A 17,991-nucleotide genomic window follows, 5' to 3' on the forward strand; every position below is an offset into this window, starting at 1 on the left:
TTAACGCAATATTATGCTACAGGTACGGACAATTGGATAGCTGTTGTATCCTCAACACATATTGGAAGCTAAGACTAGCGCAGCAATATTCTCGGAATATGAGTACTTCACGGGAAGAAATTGAATGATTGCCCAGAAGCAGGCGTACACTTGAGGACAGTCACCACAGAACATAAGGAAGAAGAGCTATGCCCGAATTACGTTCACGTACTTCTACCCACGGTCGTAACATGGCTGGTGCACGCGCACTATGGCGTGCTACCGGAATGGGCGACGAAGACTTCGGGAAACCCATTATCGCCATCGCAAACTCGTTCACACAATTCGTTCCAGGGCATGTCCACCTCAAAAATATGGGACAACTCGTCGCCGGCGCTATCGAAGAAGCCGGCGCTGTCGCAAAAGAGTTCAACACCATTGCTGTAGATGACGGAATTGCCATGGGACACGATGGAATGCTCTATTCCCTTCCCTCACGAGACCTCATCGCAGATTCCGTAGAATACATGGTCAACGCGCACCGAGCAGATGCCCTCGTCTGCATCTCTAACTGCGACAAAATCACACCTGGAATGCTCCTTGCCGCAATGCGCCTTAACATTCCTACAATCTTTGTCTCCGGCGGGCCAATGGAATCCGGAGAAGGTATCGAAGACATCGTAGAACACCGCCTCGACCTTGTTGACGCTATGGTGATGGCCGTTGACGAATCAGTCTCCGATGAAGCTCTCGCACAAATCGAAAAGAATGCTTGCCCCACCTGCGGGTCTTGTGCCGGCATGTTTACCGCAAACTCCATGAACTGCCTCAACGAAGCAATCGGACTAGCACTACCCGGTAACGGCACCACTCTTGCGACCCAAATTGCTCGCAAAGAACTTTTCCTCAATGCCGGAAAAACCATCGTTGAGCTCACTAAACGTTATTATGAGCAAGACGACGATTCCGTTTTACCTCGTTCTATCGCCACAAAAGAAGCTTTCGAAAATGCTATGGCACTAGACGTCGCAATGGGAGGATCGACCAACACCGTCTTACACATTCTTGCTATTGCCCACGAAGCAGAAGTAGATTTCACCCTCGACGATATTGACGCCATCTCACGACGTGTCCCGTGCTTAGCAAAAGTAGCCCCAAACTCCACCAAATACCATATTGAGCATGTTCACCGTGCTGGAGGAATTCCTACTCTCTTAGGTGAGCTATACCGTGCTGGGCTACTGAACACCAACGTTCATTCTGTCCATTCTGAATCTCTAGAACAATGGCTTAACACATGGGATATTCGTTCCGGAAAAGCAAGTGAACAAGCGCAAGAACTTTTCAAAGCTGCACCTGGTGGTGTCCGCACAACAGTAGCATTTTCTACCGCAAATCAATACGAATCTCTCGAGTACGATGCGCAGAACGGGTGTATTCGCTCTGTTGAACATGCTTACACCAAAGACGGTGGACTTGCTGTACTACGTGGCAATATCGCTCAAGACGGAGCCATCATCAAATCTGCTGGCATTGATGAAGAACTTTTCCATTTTATTGGCAAAGCTTTTGTTGTGGAATCTCAAGATGAAGCAGTACGAGAAATTCTTTCAAAGAATGTTCAAGCCGGCGATATCGTGGTCATTCAATATGAAGGCCCCAAAGGCGGCCCCGGTATGCAAGAAATGCTCTACCCCACCTCGTATCTTAAAGGTCTTGGACTAGGAAAAACCTGTGCGCTCATCACAGACGGAAGATTCTCTGGCGGCACATCGGGTATCTCTATCGGACATGTTTCTCCTGAAGCTGCAGCAGGTGGAGCGATTGGACTAGTGGAAACAGGCGACGAAATTGAGATTGACGTTTCTCGCCGTATTTTGCGTGTTAACCTTTCGGACGAGGTTCTTGAACAGCGTCGCGCTCGCAAGGGTGCTGTTCCGTGGAAGCCTTCAAAACCGCGAGAGCGTCGCGTATCAAAGGCGCTTCGCGCCTATGGCATGATGGCCGCTTCTGCTGATAAGGGTGGTGTGCGTATTCTTCCGCCGGAGTACAGCGACGAGACTTCTGTCTAAAAAATATTTTTAGCTCAACATAAAGGGTGGGGTGGCACAGACATAATGTCTGTGCCACCCCACCCTTCTTCGTGCTCTGTTTCTCTCATCCTTGAGGAACAGTGCTAATTTTTAGAAGTCGTAGACGCTTACCTGTAGGGGCTCTGCGAGGTATTCTTCCCACTCACCAACAGCTGTGGTGAAGTGCTCTTTGCCCATGTGCTCTTTGAGTGCGTCATGAGATTCCCAGCGTTCGATGAAGGCGTATTCGCCTTCGGTGCCTTCTTCTGAGAGAGTTCCAAAGTCGTAGCTGATGAGTCCTTCATCGTTGGAGCGTGTTGCTTCTACGAGGGTGTGTGCAGATTTTTCGAATGCTTCGATAGATTCTGCTTTGATGGATACTTTGGCAAAAACACCAATCATGGTTTTGCTCCTAACATGAGAATGGTTGGGATGTGGCTCATATTATGTGGTGTATTTAGAGCCTAACAGCAGTTAGGACGCTGTGGGAAGCTCATAGATGGTAATTTGCATGGGAGATGCTAGAAGGCGCTGGCATTGTTGGTCAGCTTTTTTGAAATGCTCAGTATCCATATGAGTTTCGAGGTCTTCGATGGACTCCCATCGTTCGATGAATGCGTATTCTCGGTGTTCTGCCGGTTGTTCTTCGGTGGCTAGTGACCCAAAGTTATAGCTGACCATACCTTGTTCTTCTTGAGCTTTGTCAACAAGGTGCTGCGCTATTTTTTCAAACTCTTGGGCATGGGTGGTTTTAATGATTGCTTGTGCGTACACGCCGATCATGATGCTCCTTAAAGTATATGGGTGTTTGGTTCCTTGTGTGTGGGGTATCAACCTATCACCGCTTGAGGCTGATGACGAGGGGCGTATCAGCACGTGGGACATTCCATGATAGCTGTCTGCGGATATTCTGTCTTTTTGCTCTTGCAGAGAAAAAGTGTTGATTCGTTCACATAGAAAAGATATAAAAGATATATATGGGATAACTGTTTTAAAGAACGTAAGGGGGTAGAAATTGGTTATATGCTTTGTCGTATCTCGAGGACAAGCTACTGCTCTAAGTTCTCATAAGAGCGGTTCACGCGATGTTCTGTTCGCTGTTTTTTAGACCTCATGATACAAGCGCCTGTTTTGAATACACGCGCAACGCTGAGAAAACACCTGATAGCAATATTACGTAGCTAGGTGTAGATATATGTGCAAACGATAGTGCGATGACTCAACAACCATACGTAAAGCCTTAAGAATGAGGCACATCTACTAGTCTTTACCCTAAATATTGAATAATTTTCTTGCACCTGCGTAGTGTTTTATCAGTAAAAATCTTAACGATTTATCAGCGCATCATAAGGAGCGGGTTAGCCGCTCGACAGATGGCATCACGCCACATATTTAATGATGGAACATTCCAACTTAAGGAGGTGGAGAAGATGAAAATATCACCAGCACATATTAAAAAAACTACGCTTACATGGGAAGCCCCAGACTATACATCCTCGTATCCAGAAGGGTTTATAGACTTAGGAGTAGCTGTTATCGCGCTCTTAATGGAATCAATTCAAGAAAAAGGACGATGTTATACAGGGCTGTCATGTTTGATATTTATTTCCCGTGAGAACGGTGATCGAGAAATACTTGAGATTGAGCCGGTGACGGACTCTTGTTCTCATTCACTTTTAGAGCCATGCGATGAGGCACATGTTCGCATGATTGGCAGAGCGATTCTTAAATGTTGGGAGTACATCCCAGCGCTCTATAAGAATAATTTGGTGACGGTTACTGCTCATGTGCGCTATTTGAAGCTTCTTTTTCAGCAGTTTCCAACGTTACGCACCATTATGCAGTATCGTCCTATCGAGAAATTATTGAATCCTCAAGACTCATATTCTTTGGGGGAATTACATATCCGGTTAACGAGTGATTGTGACCGAAAAATTCTGGATGAGCATATTCAGCGTGCTGCCGAGATAGCTCGTCAGGAGAAAGAAGAAGACCAACGTGAACGTCCTGTAGAAGAATTACCCGTATATGAGGTTTTTACAGACTGTTCTTTCCGCGCTTCAAAGAACAAGCAGTATTCTCGCGGCGGTCGTATGGGTATCGGTGGTGTCAGCGAAGAAGGCTTCTACTTCCATTTGCATTATGATGCGACGAATATTATGACTGGTGAGCTTTCTGCCATGTTGGCAGCATTTAATATTTTTTATCACCCTGGGCGTCAGCTAGTGATTCATACTGATTCTTTGGGGGCTTTGACGTTTGTCTTGCGTCTTGCCCATAACCGTTGCTCTTTTGAGAAATGGGTAAATGAGGGTGTTCAAGATCATTTAGTTGTTGCTGAGATGATGAAACTCACTGAAGCGATTCGTGATTATCGTGTGATTGTTAAACATATTCCGGGACATTCTGGGCATGGTCTTCAAGAGTCCTCGGATTCTGTGTCGAAGATGCATCGTCATTTTCCGGGGCAGGTGGTTGCTAAGGGGTATGTTCACGCTTTCAACCAACGGTGTGAGTCGATTATTGTGGCGTTGACTGATTGTGAAAGGGCTGTGCGTTTGCAGTGTCCTTCGTGGGTTCAGATTCGTCCTTCTGCTATTCACGCGCGGAACCGTTTTTGGCGCTGAGGTTGGCAATAAAAAATTAATACTTTTGGAGGAATATATTTTTGCCCATAAAAAACGCGGTTGGCTAGTGGAAATAATCTTCGTAACAATTGCGTCATAAAAACTCGTCAATTTGACTGCTGAGGATATAGGCTTGTTCTCACAACGATAACGCACGCCTACACCTCAGGAGAAAACATGGCAGGGTTCACCACACGAGCAATACATGCCGTACATAACCTCGAAAAAAATGCCATAGTTCCTCCTATCTATCTAGCCTCCACCTTCACACAACCTAGCGACGGAACACCCGGAGAATACGAATACCAACGCGGTTCAAACCCCACCAGAACCGCCGTAGAAACCACATTGGCGCAACTTGAAAACGCACAATACAGCTACGTGTACTCCTCTGGAATGGGAGCAAGCTCCGCCGCACTAGGACTCGTACGCAACGGCGAAACACTTCTGATGGGAATGCCCAGCTACGGCGGAAACTACCGCTTTGCCACCATAGAACTTCCCAAACGCGGAGCATACGTCAAATTTATTGCAGACTTCACGACCCTCTCCGATGAAGACTTTTCAGATAACGTCACTATGGTGTTCCTCGAAACACCCACAAACCCCACCCTCAAAGTCAGCGACATTACACGTATCAGCCAGATTGCACACCGAAACGGGGCCATCGTCGTCGTCGACAACACCTTCTTAACCCCATACCTGCAACGACCCCTCGAACTCGGCGCCGACATCACCGTACAATCAGCCACAAAATACCTATCTGGACATGCTGACCTCCTCGGCGGAGTCGCCTCAACAAATAACCCTGAGCTAGCTGAAGAACTTCACAAAGCACAACTCATTCTCGGTGGAATACTCCCACCTGCAGACTCCTACCGTCTACTCCAAAACGTTAAAACTCTCGGCCTACGCCTAGAGCGCCAACAAGAGAACGCACAACGCCTCATTCAGGCCATCAAGAAACACCCCGCAGTAGACTGTATCCTTTACCCCGGCTCTGCAAGCGCAGAAGAAACAAAAATTCAATCTCAACAAGCACAAGGCCAAGGCGCAGTATTCTCCTTCATCCTTGCAGAAGGACACGATATGCAAAAATTCATCGAAGCCCTCAACATCTTCAGCTTTGCTGTAAGCCTTGGCGGTATTGAATCTCTTGTATGTCTACCTGCAACAATGACTCAAGGCGCTTACACCCAAGAACACCTTGACATGTTTGGAGTGCACCCACGGCTTATCCGAGTAGCCGTAGGAATCGAAGATTACGAAGACCTGCTCGAGGACTTCACCACAGCACTCAACGCATCCTAAAAATTTCTATCCCATATAAAAATCAACAACACCGTGAGGAATAACCCATGAAAAACACCCTGAACAGACGCTCTGCCATCGCCCTGACCGGAGCCCTCAGCCTAGCCGGATTACTCTCCGCATGCTCATCCTCCCAACCGGCACAAAAAACCAACCGTATGGAACAGATTAAAGAACGAGGCACTATCCGCATCGGCATGGAAGGAACCTACCGCCCCTGGAATTACCACGATGAATCCGGAAACCTCGTCGGCATGGAAAAAGAAATCGGAGACCTCATCGCCCAAGACCTAGGTGTTAAAGCAGAATATGTTGAATCGCTCTGGGACTCGCTCATCGCAGGAGTAGACGCAGACCGCTACGACATCGTCATCAACAATGTTTCCCCAACAGAAGAACGACAGAAAAAATACGACTTTTCTACCCCCTATGTTCGTTCAGAAGGCAAAGTAGCTGTTCTTGACTCTTCAGAACTACGCAACATCTCTGACATCCCAGGGCATACCGCAGCCTCATCTGAAACCTCAAACTTCCGTACACTCCTAGAAGCTGCCGGAGCGCGCATCGTCACCGTCACCGGCTTTGACGAGGCTATCGAACAAGTCCTCTCCGGACGTGTAGACTGCTGCGGTAATGATGCTGTCACCTTCCAAATCTACAAACAACAGCACCCCGAAGCACCTATTCGACTTCTTGACGGGCAACTCGGCGGAACCTCAGAAGCTGCAATTCTCATGCCTAAGGATCAACCAGAACTCAAAAAAGCTATCGACGACTCCTTAGAACGTCACCTCACCAACGGCGACATTAAAGCCATCTACGAAAAATACGTGGGTATAGACCTCACCCCTAAAAACTCATAAATTATGGACCACTTTTTAAACCTCTGGACAGAATCCTTACCTCAACTACTCATCGCAACCATTCAAGTCACCATCCCATTAGCAGTTGTTTCCTTCATCCTTGCACTGCTGATTGGGCTGGTGGCAACCGCCCTAAGAACACATCGCTTCTTCCTTCTCCAATGGATGTCACGAGGATATGTATGGTTCTTTCGAGGGACACCGCTGCTTGTTCAGCTATTCCTCATCTTTTATGGTCTACCTAAAATAGGAATCACTTTTGACCCGTGGACGGCAGCCATCGTTGCCTTAAGTCTAAATACTGGCGCCTATGTTGCAGAAACATTTAGAGCAGCGGTGGCATCTATCCCACGTGGACAATTTGAAGCAGCACAAACGCTGAACTTCACACGTCAACAAACATTACGACATGTTGTTATTCCTCAAGCTACACGTATTGCTTTACCACCATTAGGTAATGACCTCATTGACTTAGTAAAAGGTACTTCACTTGTTTCAACCATCTCTTTGATTGACCTTTTCCAAGCAGGAAAACAAGTAGCGGCACGAACCTTTGAACCATTAGCAATGTATGTTGAGGTTGCACTGATATATCTCATAATCTTTACCGCTCTTTCTGCGGTGCAAAGAGTCCTCGAAAAACGTAGTAGCCGGTACATTAGGAGTTCCCATGCTTAGTGTCAAAAACATCTCAAAAAGTTTCGGGGAACAGACCATCCTCAAAAACCTCTCTTTCGATGTGCCTGATGGTGAAACTACCGTAATTCTTGGCCCCTCTGGATCTGGTAAATCAACATTGCTACGCTGCTTAAATCTTCTTGAAACACCAGAAGAAGGAACGCTAACAATCGGTTCTGATACGGTCAGCCTGAGCAAAAATCTTGAGACGGAAGACATTCGCCGAATTCGGTCACACTCTGCGATGGTCTTTCAACAATTCAACCTTTTTGCTCATTACACCGCACTCAAAAATGTGGCTTTAGCTCCCGTGCTCAACGGCACCCTGAGCGCTGAAAAAGCTGAAGCTCTTGCTAGTGAACTACTCGACAAAGTAGGAATGAAACATCGCGCGGACGCGTACCCAGACCACCTTTCAGGAGGTCAGCAGCAACGTGTCGCCATTGCTCGTGCCTTAGCCGTAAATCCGGATTATCTACTTTTTGACGAACCAACAAGTGCACTAGATCCCGAACTAGAAGCCGAAGTGATTAGAGTCCTGATTGCTTTGGCGAGAGAGAACCGCTCTTTAGTTGTGGTCACCCATAATATGGCGTTCGCTCAGAAAGTTGCGGACCGTATTATTTTCTTAGACCAAGGAGAAATAGTGTACGAGGGAGCCCCATCTGGGTTCTTCAACTCAAGTTCGGAGCGTATTCAAAAGTTCTTGAATATCTATGACACTACGGACTATCACATCTAGATGATGTTCCTGTGTGAGGTTATAACGTAACTTTTAACGATAAAAACTCAATAAAACGCAATATCAGCAATGTGCCGTCACGATGGTGCATTGCTGATGTGCATCAGCCAAGATAGGGGTACGTCTTGTGACGGGTTGACCCGTCAGTACTACATCATTTGAGGAGATACCGTGGCTGAACATACCTTTGGTTTTCGCACTCGTGCCCTCCACGCCGGAGCTACCCCTGACGCGATCCACGGGGCGCGCGCCGTCCCGATTTATCAGACAAGCTCTTTTGTTTTTGACGACGCACAAGATGCCGCCAACCTTTTTTCTCTCCAAAAATACGGCAACATCTATTCACGTCTTGGAAACCCTACTGTTGCTGCTTTAGAAGAACGTATCGCTTCTCTTGAAGGTGGTCTTGGAGCTGTCGCCACAGCTTCCGGAATGGCCGCCGAGTTCATTACCTTTGCGGCTCTTTGCCAAAGCGGAGACCATATTGTTGCCTCTTCTCAACTATATGGTGGGACGATTACTCAGCTTGATGTCTCTTTGCGAAGATTCGGTATTGATACGACTTTTGTGTCAGGAACTGACCCCCAAGATTTTGAGAATGCAATTCGCCCTGAAACGAAGGCTCTCTACACCGAAGTTGTCGCTAATCCTTCTGGAGAGATAGCTGACCTTGAAGGTCTTGCCGCTATTGCACACTCTCACAACATTCCTTTGGTGGTGGATGCGACGCTCTCAACGCCGTATCTAATTCGTCCACTAGAACATGGTGCAGATATTGTGATTCATTCGATGACGAAATTCCTTGGTGGTCACGGGACAACTCTGGGCGGTATTGTGGTGGAATCTGGCCGCTTCAACTGGGCTAATGGAAAATTTCCTACAATGACAGAACCAATTCCCTCTTATAACAACATCTCATGGTGGGGCAACTTTGGGGAATATGGATTCTTAACGAAGCTGCGTTCTGAACAGTTACGTGACTTTGGCCCGTCTTTAAGTCCTCAAGCAGCATTTAACTTGCTTCAAGGCGTTGAAACTTTAGCTCAGCGGATGGACGCCCATCTGGAGAACACTCAAGGCCTTGTTCAATGGCTTGATGAAGACGCCCGTATTCGCTATATCAATTATGCTGGTCTTGCTCATCATCCTCATTATGAGAGGGCGCAGAAACTTCTGCCTTTAGGGGTTGGGTCTGTGTTTTCCTTTGGTGTTGTTGCAGGCGCTGAAGATTCTGCTCGTGAAGTTGGTGCGCGCTTTATTGAGAATCTTCAGTTAGCTTCACATTTAGCGAATATTGGTGATGCAAAAACTCTTGTATTGCATCCTGCATCAACAACTCATCAGCAGCTCAGCGCGGAGCAACTTGACGCTGCTGGGGTAGGGGAGGATTTGATTCGTATTTCTGTGGGGTTAGAAGACCTTGATGACATTGTATGGGACTTAGATCAGGCGTTGAGTGCCGCAACGGGTAAAGACCATTATGGAGCAAAGATTCTGCGAACCCAAGAATCATTATCACAGGGTAATTCTGCTCAGGAGGTGCGTTAATGTCTACGAAGCGTACGTGGGAAGCACCATCTGCTGTGCAACGTTTAGGGATTCTTCGTCGTAGTCGCAGTGTCGCTATTGTCGGTATGAGCGATAAAGTTTCACGCTCATCATATTTTGTGGCAACGTATTTGAATTCTTCTGCCGATTACCAGCTCTTTTTTGTGAACCCCCTGTTAGCGCAGAAAGGGAAACAGGTGTTAGGGCAGAAAGTGTATGCTACTTTGGCGGATTTGCCTGAAGCTCCTGATATTGTTGATATTTTTCGCCGCCATGAGGATCTTCCTGATGTGGTGCGTGAAGCGATTGCGGTTGGCGCTCAAACCGTGTGGATGCAATTAGGTTTGTGGAATGAAGAAGCCGCCGAGATTGCCCAGCAGGCTGGATTGCATGTCGTGATGGACCGGTGTATCAAAATTGAGCATGCCCGTTTTCATGGGGGTTTGCATCTTGCCGGTTTTAATACTGGTGTGGTCAGTTCACGCCGTCAAATAACAGCATAGTTTTCTTGAGATACATAAAAGACTCATGTTCCTTCTTGCGTTGAGGAGCATGAGTCTTTTATGCTTGTTGTTTCTTACGCGGTGGAAGGTGCTGACATGACCTTCCCCAAAGTATGTCAGCACCTTCCTGCGTAGATGTGAACTACCGATTCTCTTCCCCAAGAAAACCTCTGAGAATAATTCTTATAATGATTCTCATACGTGGTATGTCCACAGATGATTACCGCAAGAAGCGGTCGCAAATATTTAAATATTTGACGTTAGAGATTATACGGTAATTGTTCTCTAGAGTATCTCGACACGATGACGAATATCATTATTAATTGAACTTTAAATCAATGACGTCGCAGGTCAGCTCAAAAATAAAGATTTTTAAAATAGTGAAACTTTTTTGCAGAGTGTTGTCTAAAGTATCACGATGTATTATCGTGGTTTCAGTTTTGACAGCTTTCGTGATCAACTCTAAAACTGAAAATTTTTCTTTGAAAACTATTGGTAAAATAAAAAAGTTTTGAGAATCAAATAAGTAACTCTGTGTTTTCCTCAAAAGAATCCTTGCCATAATCAGGGAAGAACCTGAACTAGAAAAACATCACGAGATAAAACTCATCAAGAACATTATCTGAGAGAATAATCTTTCCAGATACCGTATCTGGTAAAAACTAACTGACCACATTACCCTTATACCCAAGGGCCCTATAACCTCATATTTTAGAAAGTCTCCATGTCGATACCACAACATTCTCATGGCTTATCCCGTCGAACCGCACTCCGCTGGGTAGCCGGAGCCACCACAACACTCGGACTCAGCGCCGCCACAACAACAGCCTACGCAGAAGAACAGAACCACACCGCAGAAGAACAACCACAACCAACACTCGTTGAACAGTTCCTCTCACAAGAACAATTCGTCATAGCCCACCGTGGGGCAGGAGACGTCAACCCTGAACACAGCGCCTACGCCTATCAACAAGCCATCCTCAAAGGCGCTCAAGCTGTAGAAATATCAGTGCGTACCACCGCCGATGGAGAACTCGTCTGTATGCACGACAACGCACTACGCCGCACCACCACCGAAAAAACAGGGTACGTCAGCACAAGTACCCTCGCCGAAGTTAAACGCCCTCTCATTGATATGAGAGACTTCCTCGGACCTAACACACCCCTCGTACACATCACCACCCTCGAAGAAGCCCTCGGCGTCATCCTCGCAACCGAAGCCGGCGGCCCCTACCAATCCGTAGGCGGCTCCGCTGTTCTCTTCATTGAAGCTAAAGACTCTGCCGGTCAACCCAAGCTGCTAGAACTCCTAACTGCCCGCGGTATGCAAGACCAAGTCGTCATTAAAATGTTCCGCAACGGTAAAGGCGAATTCGACGGCAACAACGGCTTCATTCGGTACGCAAAAGAAGCAGGATTCACCACCTGGTGCTACTTCGACGCACACGATTCCTTCGAAGACATTGCGCAATTAGCATCATCAGATAACGTCGACATGCTGGGAGTGCCCTTCTTCGAAACCGTCATTGGACGTACTGAAAGCTCCATGAGCGACGAAAAAATATCACAAATTATCAATCTCGGAAAACCCGTTATCGTCTGGGAAACCCACCGTCGTTGGGTACAAGAACATTTTGCATCCCTAGGTGTTCGCGGATTCATGTCGCCAGACCCCTTCTGGCTCAGCGGAAGAACAACAAGCCCCAACCTTGCCCTCGAACAAGGCAGACGGCTACACGGCATGCTACCGGCTGGACAACAAGACGTTGTGAACCTACCCCGCTGGGAAAACGGTGAACTCGTCCATCAACAAGCCTATGACGACTCTATCCTTCTAGGCCCATTAGCTCACCGCACATCCACCGCTGATAGTTACGTCATCAACTTCACAATGCAGTGGAAAGACGCCCTCCCTCAAACAACATGGCAATACGGTTATCTTGCCTTCGGGCGAGAAGACGATTCAGCCTTTGGTATCGCCGCAAAATTCGATACCACAAACTCTCGTGGCGGCGGATACATCGTAGCTATTCGCCCCGGTGCATCCGTCATCGATGAAAACGGTGCATACGTTTCAGGAGATGTCGTTCAGCTGCTACGTGTTGACGCTGGATCAGCGCACCTAACACCACTAGTAACCTTGCGCCCTCGTACACCTTTTGTTGCAGGTGAGGATATTCGTGGCAAAATTATCGTCCGACCATCAAACATCATTATTGATGTTGCGGGGGCGCGTTCTACGCCCATCGCCGATACGACATATCGCGGAGCATACGTTCATTTTGGACGTTATCAAGATGCCGCACACGGCGGAGCTCTCGCTTTGAGTAACGTCGTCACCTACAAAATTTAGGGATATCGACGGTTAAAACCTCTTACCACCCACAACGCCTCAACCCTATGCAGAACCCCGCAGACTAGCTGCGGGGTTCTGCATATATCACCGTTAAAAACAGGTATGTCATTACTTGTGTGATGTTCTTTTGACCTGGCTCATCGGAATAACTTCTAAATTCTCGGTAAGAGGATTCCCCGGCGTCCAGCCTTCACCAGCAATCGTATGAGTCTCAGGTTTTTTACGTATGAAACGTGGTCGAGGAACAGAAAGCTTAACAGGCTCCGGCAACTGCCAACGCCTCGTGTGCGCAAGAAGCCCAAAAACTAGACACGAAATAATTGATATGCCCATCCCAATATTAGGAGAAGAAAAAAGTGTCGTACATAGAGCAGTCTCTGCTGCGCCAACAACCGCTACTGTCGCATAGAGAGAATTACCTCCCAAGATAGCTGGAACACGGTTGACCATCATATCTCGCAATACGCCACCGCCCACCGCGGTCACCACACCAAGGGCAATAGCCGGAAGCCAATGAAGCCCAATACCTAAAGATTTAATAGTTCCTGTAGCGGCCCAACAACCCATACCCAGAAAATCCACAACAACTAAAACACGGTTAGCCCAACGACTCCCCAAATCAATACAGTACGCTAACAATGCTGAGATGAGAGCACCCGCCCAATACGCAGAATCAGTCAATGCGACAGGTAAACCAGTGTTAAGAAGAACATCACGGATTAGCCCTCCACCCATACCAGAGAGCACCGCTAAGAGAATAAAACCTACAACATCAAAGCGGAATGCGCGAGCAACTGCGCCACCGAGCAAACCATTAGCAACAACTGCTGCTACATCGACCACTCTAAAGAGCACGCTTGGATCCCATACCTGCATACGCATGCCTCTTTCTGACGTTTCATATCGATAGAATGACTTCAATAAATACCGATACATGCTACAGCATGTACAGACCATCAGTACAGGTAGCATTGTCCGAAAGGGCGGCTTACCACACACGGTAAGCCGCCCTTTCACAAGCGGATAGTAAGGATATTCTTCGATGAGAGCATCTCGCATAGAGGTTCTTAGGATGAAAGACTCCAACCACGCAAATAATCATGTGATGTTAGTGAATTAGTACACTTACATCTCGATACTGTTGAAACAACCATGATTTTTGCCTGCCCTTATGAGCAAGACAAAACCTGAGCGATATCCCGCAACGCCTCATCATTTTGTAAAGACGACGTATCTCCTAGAGGTTTCCCCTCATACAACTGAGACAACAAACGACGAGTAATCTTCCCCGAACGAGTCTTAGGAATCTCAGCAACCGCCACCACATCTTTAGGCTTTGCAATAGGGCCAATCTCAGAACGAATATGCAACTCCAACACTTCACGTAGCTCAGAAGAAGACAACGCCTTACCCTCATCACTAAGTGTCACAAAAGCTACTGCTTGATGCCCCGTCAACTCATCCTCAACAGGACAAACACCAGCCTCAACCACAGCCTCATGACGCACTAAAGCTGACTCAATTTCAATCGTCGAAAGACGATGCCCCGAAATATTAATAACATCATCAATCCTGCCCAGAATATAAATATCCCCGTCCTCATCTTGCTTTGCGCCATCTCCAGCCAAAAACCAGCCACGCTCCCCATAATGTCTCCAATAAGAATCAAGATAACGCTGAGGATTTTTCCACACAGTACGAGCCATCGACGGGCCCACTTTATCAACCACAATGAACCCTTGAGCCCCCGTCTGAACCGGCTCACCGTGCTCATCAACAACACGCACAGAAACCCCCGGAATAGCACGAGTAGCACAACCTGGTTTGACAGCTATACCTGGAGTACCCTGCTCAAAAGTCCCCTCAGGCGCAAACTGAGGATCATGCGGACGAGGAGAACAGATCGTTGAACCTGTCTCAGACTGCCACCACGTATCAATAAAGGAAGCACGACCAGAACCAATATGCTCACGTAACCAATACCAAGCTTGTGGATTAATCGACTCACCCACAGAACCCAAAAGACGAACCGACGAAAAATCATATTTTCCCGACTCTGGGCCATGCGGGAAAGCCCCCATCAACGAACGAATCAACGTTGGCGCCGTGTAATAGTTTGTGACACCATAGCGTTCAATCACTTCAAAATGCCGTTCAAAAGTAGGAGTATCAGGTGTACCTTCAAAAATTACTTGACTTACGCCATTGACCAACGGCCCATATATCTCATAAGTATGAGCTGTCACCCACGCCAAATCGGCTGTACACCAATGAACAGTATCCGCAACTTTTTGCCGATCATTACGAGTAGCTAACTCATCAGGACGAAGCACACCATCAGCGTCAACAACATCAGGCAACAAATCATAAAGTAACGCATGAGAATACGCCGTCTGCGTCAAATACCCGCCCATAGTATGAACAAGACCCTTAGGTTGGCCCGTTGTCCCCGACGTATAAATAATAAATAACGGATCTTCAGCATCATGCAATGGGTAATCATGCGTATCTGGAACACCCTCAATCAAATCGTGATACCAAACATCTCGCCCCAAACACCACGGAACACTCTGTCTTTCCTGCTCGGTAGCTGAGGTACGGTTCACCACCACCACATGCTCAATATTATTCTCAGACGAACACGCCTCATCCGCTATCGACTTGACCGGAACAACCTTACCCCGACGATTCTGACCATCAGTTGTAATTAATACCTTGGCACCAGTATCCTCTACCCGAAACTTCAAAGCCTCCGCCGAAAAACCGCCAAAAACAAGAGAATGAATCGCCCCAATACGCGCACAGGCAAGAGCAAAAATAATAGTTTCAGGAATCACCGGCAAATAAACAACAACACGATCACCCTTAACCACACCCAAACGCTCTAAACCATGTGCCGCCTGAGCCACACGGCGTTGCAGCTGAGCATAAGTGATAGCTTCACGATCACCAGGTTCACCCTCAAAGAAAAGCGCAACCTTGTCGCCAAAACCTTGCTCTACATGCCTATCCACACAGTTATAGGCAACGTTGAGCTGACCACCCTCAAACCACTTAATCGTTGGAACAGAAAATTCTTGAACACCATCTTCACGAACGTCTACTAAACGAGGAGGAATAAACTCATGCGTTTTATCCTCATCCCATAGCTTCCCCCAACTAAGACGTTCTCGCGCCTGCCTTGCCCAAAAATCAATACGTTCTTGATCCGAAACATCTGCCGGATTCTGCACCTGATTTCGAGGGTCTGAATAAGAAAAAGACGAACAATACGACATCGATACTCCCATCGTTTCTGGCGTTAGCACCACCGCATAAGCGAGGTTGCTGCGACGTCTTAGAGCCAGGTCTCTCAGTCGCTCTGGATGGTTTAGACGAGTTCTACCGTAATACCTTCCGTACACATTCATCTAGACGTTACTTTCCATTGCCAGCAGATGAACACATCACGTTGCATAGAGTCATATTCCTTAGCGAACGTCACCCACCGCAATAAACACTGAAGCTCTTGGGTACCAAGAAGAACTTTTTATAAGCTAAACCCAGCGATCACGAGTTCCAACGTCAAGCTCTGGCTCGTTGGACGGCAACCCTCTTTCCGTAGCGGGGTGCCCCAGATGAAGATCCGGCTCAAAATAATCACAACGGCAAATACGGCGCCTATGCGTCGGGCATATCAACACCGAAAAATATGGTTTTCGACATGCCACGCCTCATAGAGGAGGGCTCTCTCCTCTAAGAACGCAAAGGAAAAAACTTATGGCAACTCATACCGCCACGACAGAACAACCCACTACGACACCGTCTTCTTCTAAAAAACGTATCGTTGTCAATGCGTTTGATATGACAACAACAAGCCACCAAAGCTTCGGCTTATGGCGTCACCCGCGCTCGCGAGCCGATGAATATAACACCATTAAATATTGGACAGATTTAGCTCAAGTGTGCGAAAAAGGGCTTTTTGACGCGGTCTTTATCGCTGATGTGGTGGGCGTATACGACGTATATAAGGATTCTGTTGCACCCGTACTTCGTGATGGTGCACAGGTACCGGTAGGTGACCCGTTCTTACAGATTTCGGCGATGGCAGCAGTCACGGAACATCTTGGTTTTGGAGTGACAGCTGCCGTGACGTATAACCAGCCTTATACTTTGGCTCGTTCTTATGCGACGTTAGATCATTTAACGGGTGGTCGTGTTGGTTTTAACGTGGTGACTTCTTATCTTCAATCTGCGGCAGAGAATCAGGGGCTTGCCGGTCAGATTGAGCATGATGAACGATACGAAATTGCTGACGAATTTCTCGACGTTTGTTATAAGTTGTGGGAAGGCTCTTGGGAAGACGGAGCGGTGCTACGTGACCGTCAGCGCGGGATTTTTGCAGATCCTGAGAAAATTCATCCTATCTTGCATCAGGGCAAGTATTTTCAAGTTCCTGGAATTTCTTTGACCGAGCCGTCTGTTCAGCGTACTCCCGTGATTTTTCAGGCTGGTGCGTCTTCTCGCGGTCAGGCTTTTTCTGGAAAACATGCCGAGGCGATTTTCATTTCTGCGTTACGTCCAGATTTGACTAGGCATGTGACCTCTCGTATCCGTGATGAGGCTGAACGTGCCGGCCGGCGTCGTGATGACGTGAAGATTCTTGCCATGCTTTCGGTGGTAGTTGACGAGACAGACGAGAAAGCACAGCAGAAGTATCAGGATTATTTGAAATATGTGGATATAGAGTCTTCTCAAGGGATTATTGGTGGTTGGTCTGGTGTTGATCTTTCACTATTTGATGAGGACGAGATTCTTGAGTATGTCAAGACGGAATCCATTCAATCCTTTTTGACACCTTTTACCTTGCAGTCTCAGACGACGAAGTGGACTCGTGCTGATATTGCTCGTCATTGCGCTATCGGTGGTATGGGTGATGTAATTGTTGGCTCTGCTCAGACTGTCGCCGATGAGTTGGAGCGCTGGATTGACGAGGGAGATTTAGATGGTATCAACCTTGCCTACCATGTATCTCCTGGCTCTTTTGAAGATTTTGTGGAGTTTGTTGTTCCTGAGCTTCAAAAGCGTGGCCGGTATCGCACAGAGTATGAGGGGAATACATTACGTGAGAATCTTTTTGGTGTGGGGCATACACGTGTGAATGAGCGTCATCCTGCGGCAGCATATCGTGGCGCTTTTGCTGGTGGTCCTAATGCTGCTGACACTCCTGCCCGTCAGTTTTTGAGCTTGGCTCAGAATCAGGCAGAGCGTTTATAAGAGTTTTTCTTCTGGTAATGATTCGCAATGTTAGGGTTCTCTTTGGTGTGGGGGGT

The 17,991-nt window shown here is 47.3% G+C and carries 14 protein-coding genes and 2 riboswitches; of the genes, 10 read left to right on the forward strand and 4 right to left on the reverse strand.

What is annotated here, in order from left to right:
• Positions 1 to 188: 188 nt before the first annotated feature.
• Positions 189 to 2,051, forward strand: coding sequence for a dihydroxy-acid dehydratase (gene ilvD, locus ACN08X_RS05775; RefSeq protein ID WP_419108188.1), 1,863 nt, complete (start codon positions 189 to 191; stop codon positions 2,049 to 2,051).
• 111 nt (positions 2,052 to 2,162) lie between these two features.
• On the opposite strand, the gene ACN08X_RS05780 is transcribed toward ilvD, so the two are convergent.
• Together ACN08X_RS05780 and ACN08X_RS05785 are read right to left on the reverse strand one after the other, a co-directional pair.
• On the reverse strand, positions 2,163 to 2,453 hold the full coding sequence (locus tag ACN08X_RS05780; RefSeq protein ID WP_419102293.1) for a putative quinol monooxygenase: 291 nt from the start codon (positions 2,451 to 2,453) through the stop codon (positions 2,163 to 2,165).
• A gap of 72 nt (positions 2,454 to 2,525) precedes the next feature.
• The gene (locus ACN08X_RS05785) at positions 2,526 to 2,834 is read right to left on the reverse strand and encodes a putative quinol monooxygenase (RefSeq protein WP_419102294.1); all 309 of its coding nucleotides are present in this window, start codon (positions 2,832 to 2,834) and stop codon (positions 2,526 to 2,528) included.
• Between the two features lie 647 nt (positions 2,835 to 3,481).
• On the opposite strand from ACN08X_RS05785, the gene ACN08X_RS05790 reads away from it, so the two are divergent.
• The 8 genes from ACN08X_RS05790 to ACN08X_RS05825 all read left to right on the forward strand — a co-directional run bounded on the left by ACN08X_RS05790 (position 3,482) and on the right by ACN08X_RS05825 (position 12,676).
• Positions 3,482 to 4,678 carry an RNase H family protein gene (locus ACN08X_RS05790; RefSeq protein ID WP_419108189.1) on the forward strand — a complete coding sequence of 399 codons (1,197 nt, stop codon included), beginning with the start codon at positions 3,482 to 3,484 and terminating at the stop codon, positions 4,676 to 4,678.
• 177 nt (positions 4,679 to 4,855) lie between these two features.
• Positions 4,856 to 5,989, forward strand: a complete 1,134-nt coding sequence (locus ACN08X_RS05795) for a trans-sulfuration enzyme family protein (protein ID WP_419108190.1) — start codon at positions 4,856 to 4,858, stop codon at positions 5,987 to 5,989.
• Positions 5,990 to 6,036: 47 nt separating this feature from the next.
• Positions 6,037 to 6,852, forward strand: a complete 816-nt coding sequence (locus tag ACN08X_RS05800) for a transporter substrate-binding domain-containing protein (protein WP_419108191.1) — start codon at positions 6,037 to 6,039, stop codon at positions 6,850 to 6,852.
• A 3-nt stretch (positions 6,853 to 6,855) separates the two neighbouring features.
• A complete protein-coding gene (locus ACN08X_RS05805; protein WP_419102298.1) occupies positions 6,856 to 7,530 on the forward strand; it encodes an amino acid ABC transporter permease in 675 nt (224 codons plus the stop codon).
• Complete coding sequence (locus ACN08X_RS05810) at positions 7,523 to 8,272, forward strand: amino acid ABC transporter ATP-binding protein (RefSeq protein ID WP_419108192.1); 750 nt, start codon at positions 7,523 to 7,525, stop codon at positions 8,270 to 8,272. Before ACN08X_RS05805 ends, ACN08X_RS05810 begins: the two co-directional genes overlap by 8 nt.
• Before the next feature lie 171 nt (positions 8,273 to 8,443).
• Positions 8,444 to 9,820 carry an O-acetylhomoserine aminocarboxypropyltransferase/cysteine synthase family protein gene (locus tag ACN08X_RS05815; RefSeq protein ID WP_419102300.1) on the forward strand — a complete coding sequence of 459 codons (1,377 nt, stop codon included), beginning with the start codon at positions 8,444 to 8,446 and terminating at the stop codon, positions 9,818 to 9,820.
• Positions 9,820 to 10,323, forward strand: a complete 504-nt coding sequence (locus tag ACN08X_RS05820; RefSeq protein ID WP_419102301.1) for a CoA-binding protein — start codon at positions 9,820 to 9,822, stop codon at positions 10,321 to 10,323. The genes ACN08X_RS05815 and ACN08X_RS05820 overlap by 1 nt, the downstream gene beginning before the upstream one ends.
• A gap of 724 nt (positions 10,324 to 11,047) precedes the next feature.
• Positions 11,048 to 12,676 (forward strand): glycerophosphodiester phosphodiesterase, encoded by a 1,629-nt coding sequence (locus tag ACN08X_RS05825; protein ID WP_419102302.1) that lies wholly within the window; start codon positions 11,048 to 11,050, stop codon positions 12,674 to 12,676.
• 111 nt (positions 12,677 to 12,787) lie between these two features.
• On the opposite strand, the gene ACN08X_RS05830 is transcribed toward ACN08X_RS05825, so the two are convergent.
• Both ACN08X_RS05830 and ACN08X_RS05835 read right to left on the reverse strand, forming a co-directional pair.
• Positions 12,788 to 13,561: a trimeric intracellular cation channel family protein gene (locus ACN08X_RS05830; RefSeq protein WP_419108193.1), complete on the reverse strand. Its 774-nt coding sequence runs from the start codon at positions 13,559 to 13,561 to the stop codon at positions 12,788 to 12,790.
• A 287-nt stretch (positions 13,562 to 13,848) separates the two neighbouring features.
• Positions 13,849 to 15,957, reverse strand: a complete 2,109-nt coding sequence (locus tag ACN08X_RS05835) for an AMP-binding protein (protein ID WP_419108221.1) — start codon at positions 15,955 to 15,957, stop codon at positions 13,849 to 13,851.
• A 5-nt stretch (positions 15,958 to 15,962) separates the two neighbouring features.
• Positions 15,963 to 16,051: riboswitch (SAM riboswitch) on the reverse strand.
• Between the two features lie 175 nt (positions 16,052 to 16,226).
• Positions 16,227 to 16,339: riboswitch (SAM riboswitch) on the forward strand.
• Positions 16,340 to 16,438: 99 nt separating this feature from the next.
• Between ACN08X_RS05835 and ACN08X_RS05840 the strand changes: the two genes are divergently transcribed.
• Positions 16,439 to 17,935 (forward strand): LLM class flavin-dependent oxidoreductase, encoded by a 1,497-nt coding sequence (locus ACN08X_RS05840; RefSeq protein ID WP_419108194.1) that lies wholly within the window; start codon positions 16,439 to 16,441, stop codon positions 17,933 to 17,935.
• Positions 17,936 to 17,991 lie beyond the last annotated feature (56 nt).

Source organism: Rothia sp. P6271 (assembly GCF_048512995.1).
Lineage (GTDB): Bacteria > Actinomycetota > Actinomycetes > Actinomycetales > Micrococcaceae > Rothia.

What these genes read in the sequence shown, in the direction of transcription:
- ilvD (WP_419108188.1), top strand. Translation starts at nt 189, where the DNA reads ATGCCCGAATTACGTTCACGTACTTCTACCCACGGTCGTAACATGGCT.
- ACN08X_RS05780 (WP_419102293.1), bottom strand. Translation starts at nt 2,453, where the DNA reads ATGATTGGTGTTTTTGCCAAAGTATCCATCAAAGCAGAATCTATCGAA.
- ACN08X_RS05785 (WP_419102294.1), bottom strand. Translation starts at nt 2,834, where the DNA reads ATGATCGGCGTGTACGCACAAGCAATCATTAAAACCACCCATGCCCAA.
- ACN08X_RS05790 (WP_419108189.1), top strand. Translation starts at nt 3,482, where the DNA reads ATGAAAATATCACCAGCACATATTAAAAAAACTACGCTTACATGGGAA.
- ACN08X_RS05795 (WP_419108190.1), top strand. Translation starts at nt 4,856, where the DNA reads ATGGCAGGGTTCACCACACGAGCAATACATGCCGTACATAACCTCGAA.
- ACN08X_RS05800 (WP_419108191.1), top strand. Translation starts at nt 6,037, where the DNA reads ATGAAAAACACCCTGAACAGACGCTCTGCCATCGCCCTGACCGGAGCC.
- ACN08X_RS05805 (WP_419102298.1), top strand. Translation starts at nt 6,856, where the DNA reads ATGGACCACTTTTTAAACCTCTGGACAGAATCCTTACCTCAACTACTC.
- ACN08X_RS05810 (WP_419108192.1), top strand. Translation starts at nt 7,523, where the DNA reads ATGCTTAGTGTCAAAAACATCTCAAAAAGTTTCGGGGAACAGACCATC.
- ACN08X_RS05820 (WP_419102301.1), top strand. Translation starts at nt 9,820, where the DNA reads ATGTCTACGAAGCGTACGTGGGAAGCACCATCTGCTGTGCAACGTTTA.
- ACN08X_RS05825 (WP_419102302.1), top strand. Translation starts at nt 11,048, where the DNA reads ATGTCGATACCACAACATTCTCATGGCTTATCCCGTCGAACCGCACTC.
- ACN08X_RS05830 (WP_419108193.1), bottom strand. Translation starts at nt 13,561, where the DNA reads ATGCGTATGCAGGTATGGGATCCAAGCGTGCTCTTTAGAGTGGTCGAT.
- ACN08X_RS05835 (WP_419108221.1), bottom strand. Translation starts at nt 15,957, where the DNA reads ATGTCGTATTGTTCGTCTTTTTCTTATTCAGACCCTCGAAATCAGGTG.
- ACN08X_RS05840 (WP_419108194.1), top strand. Translation starts at nt 16,439, where the DNA reads ATGGCAACTCATACCGCCACGACAGAACAACCCACTACGACACCGTCT.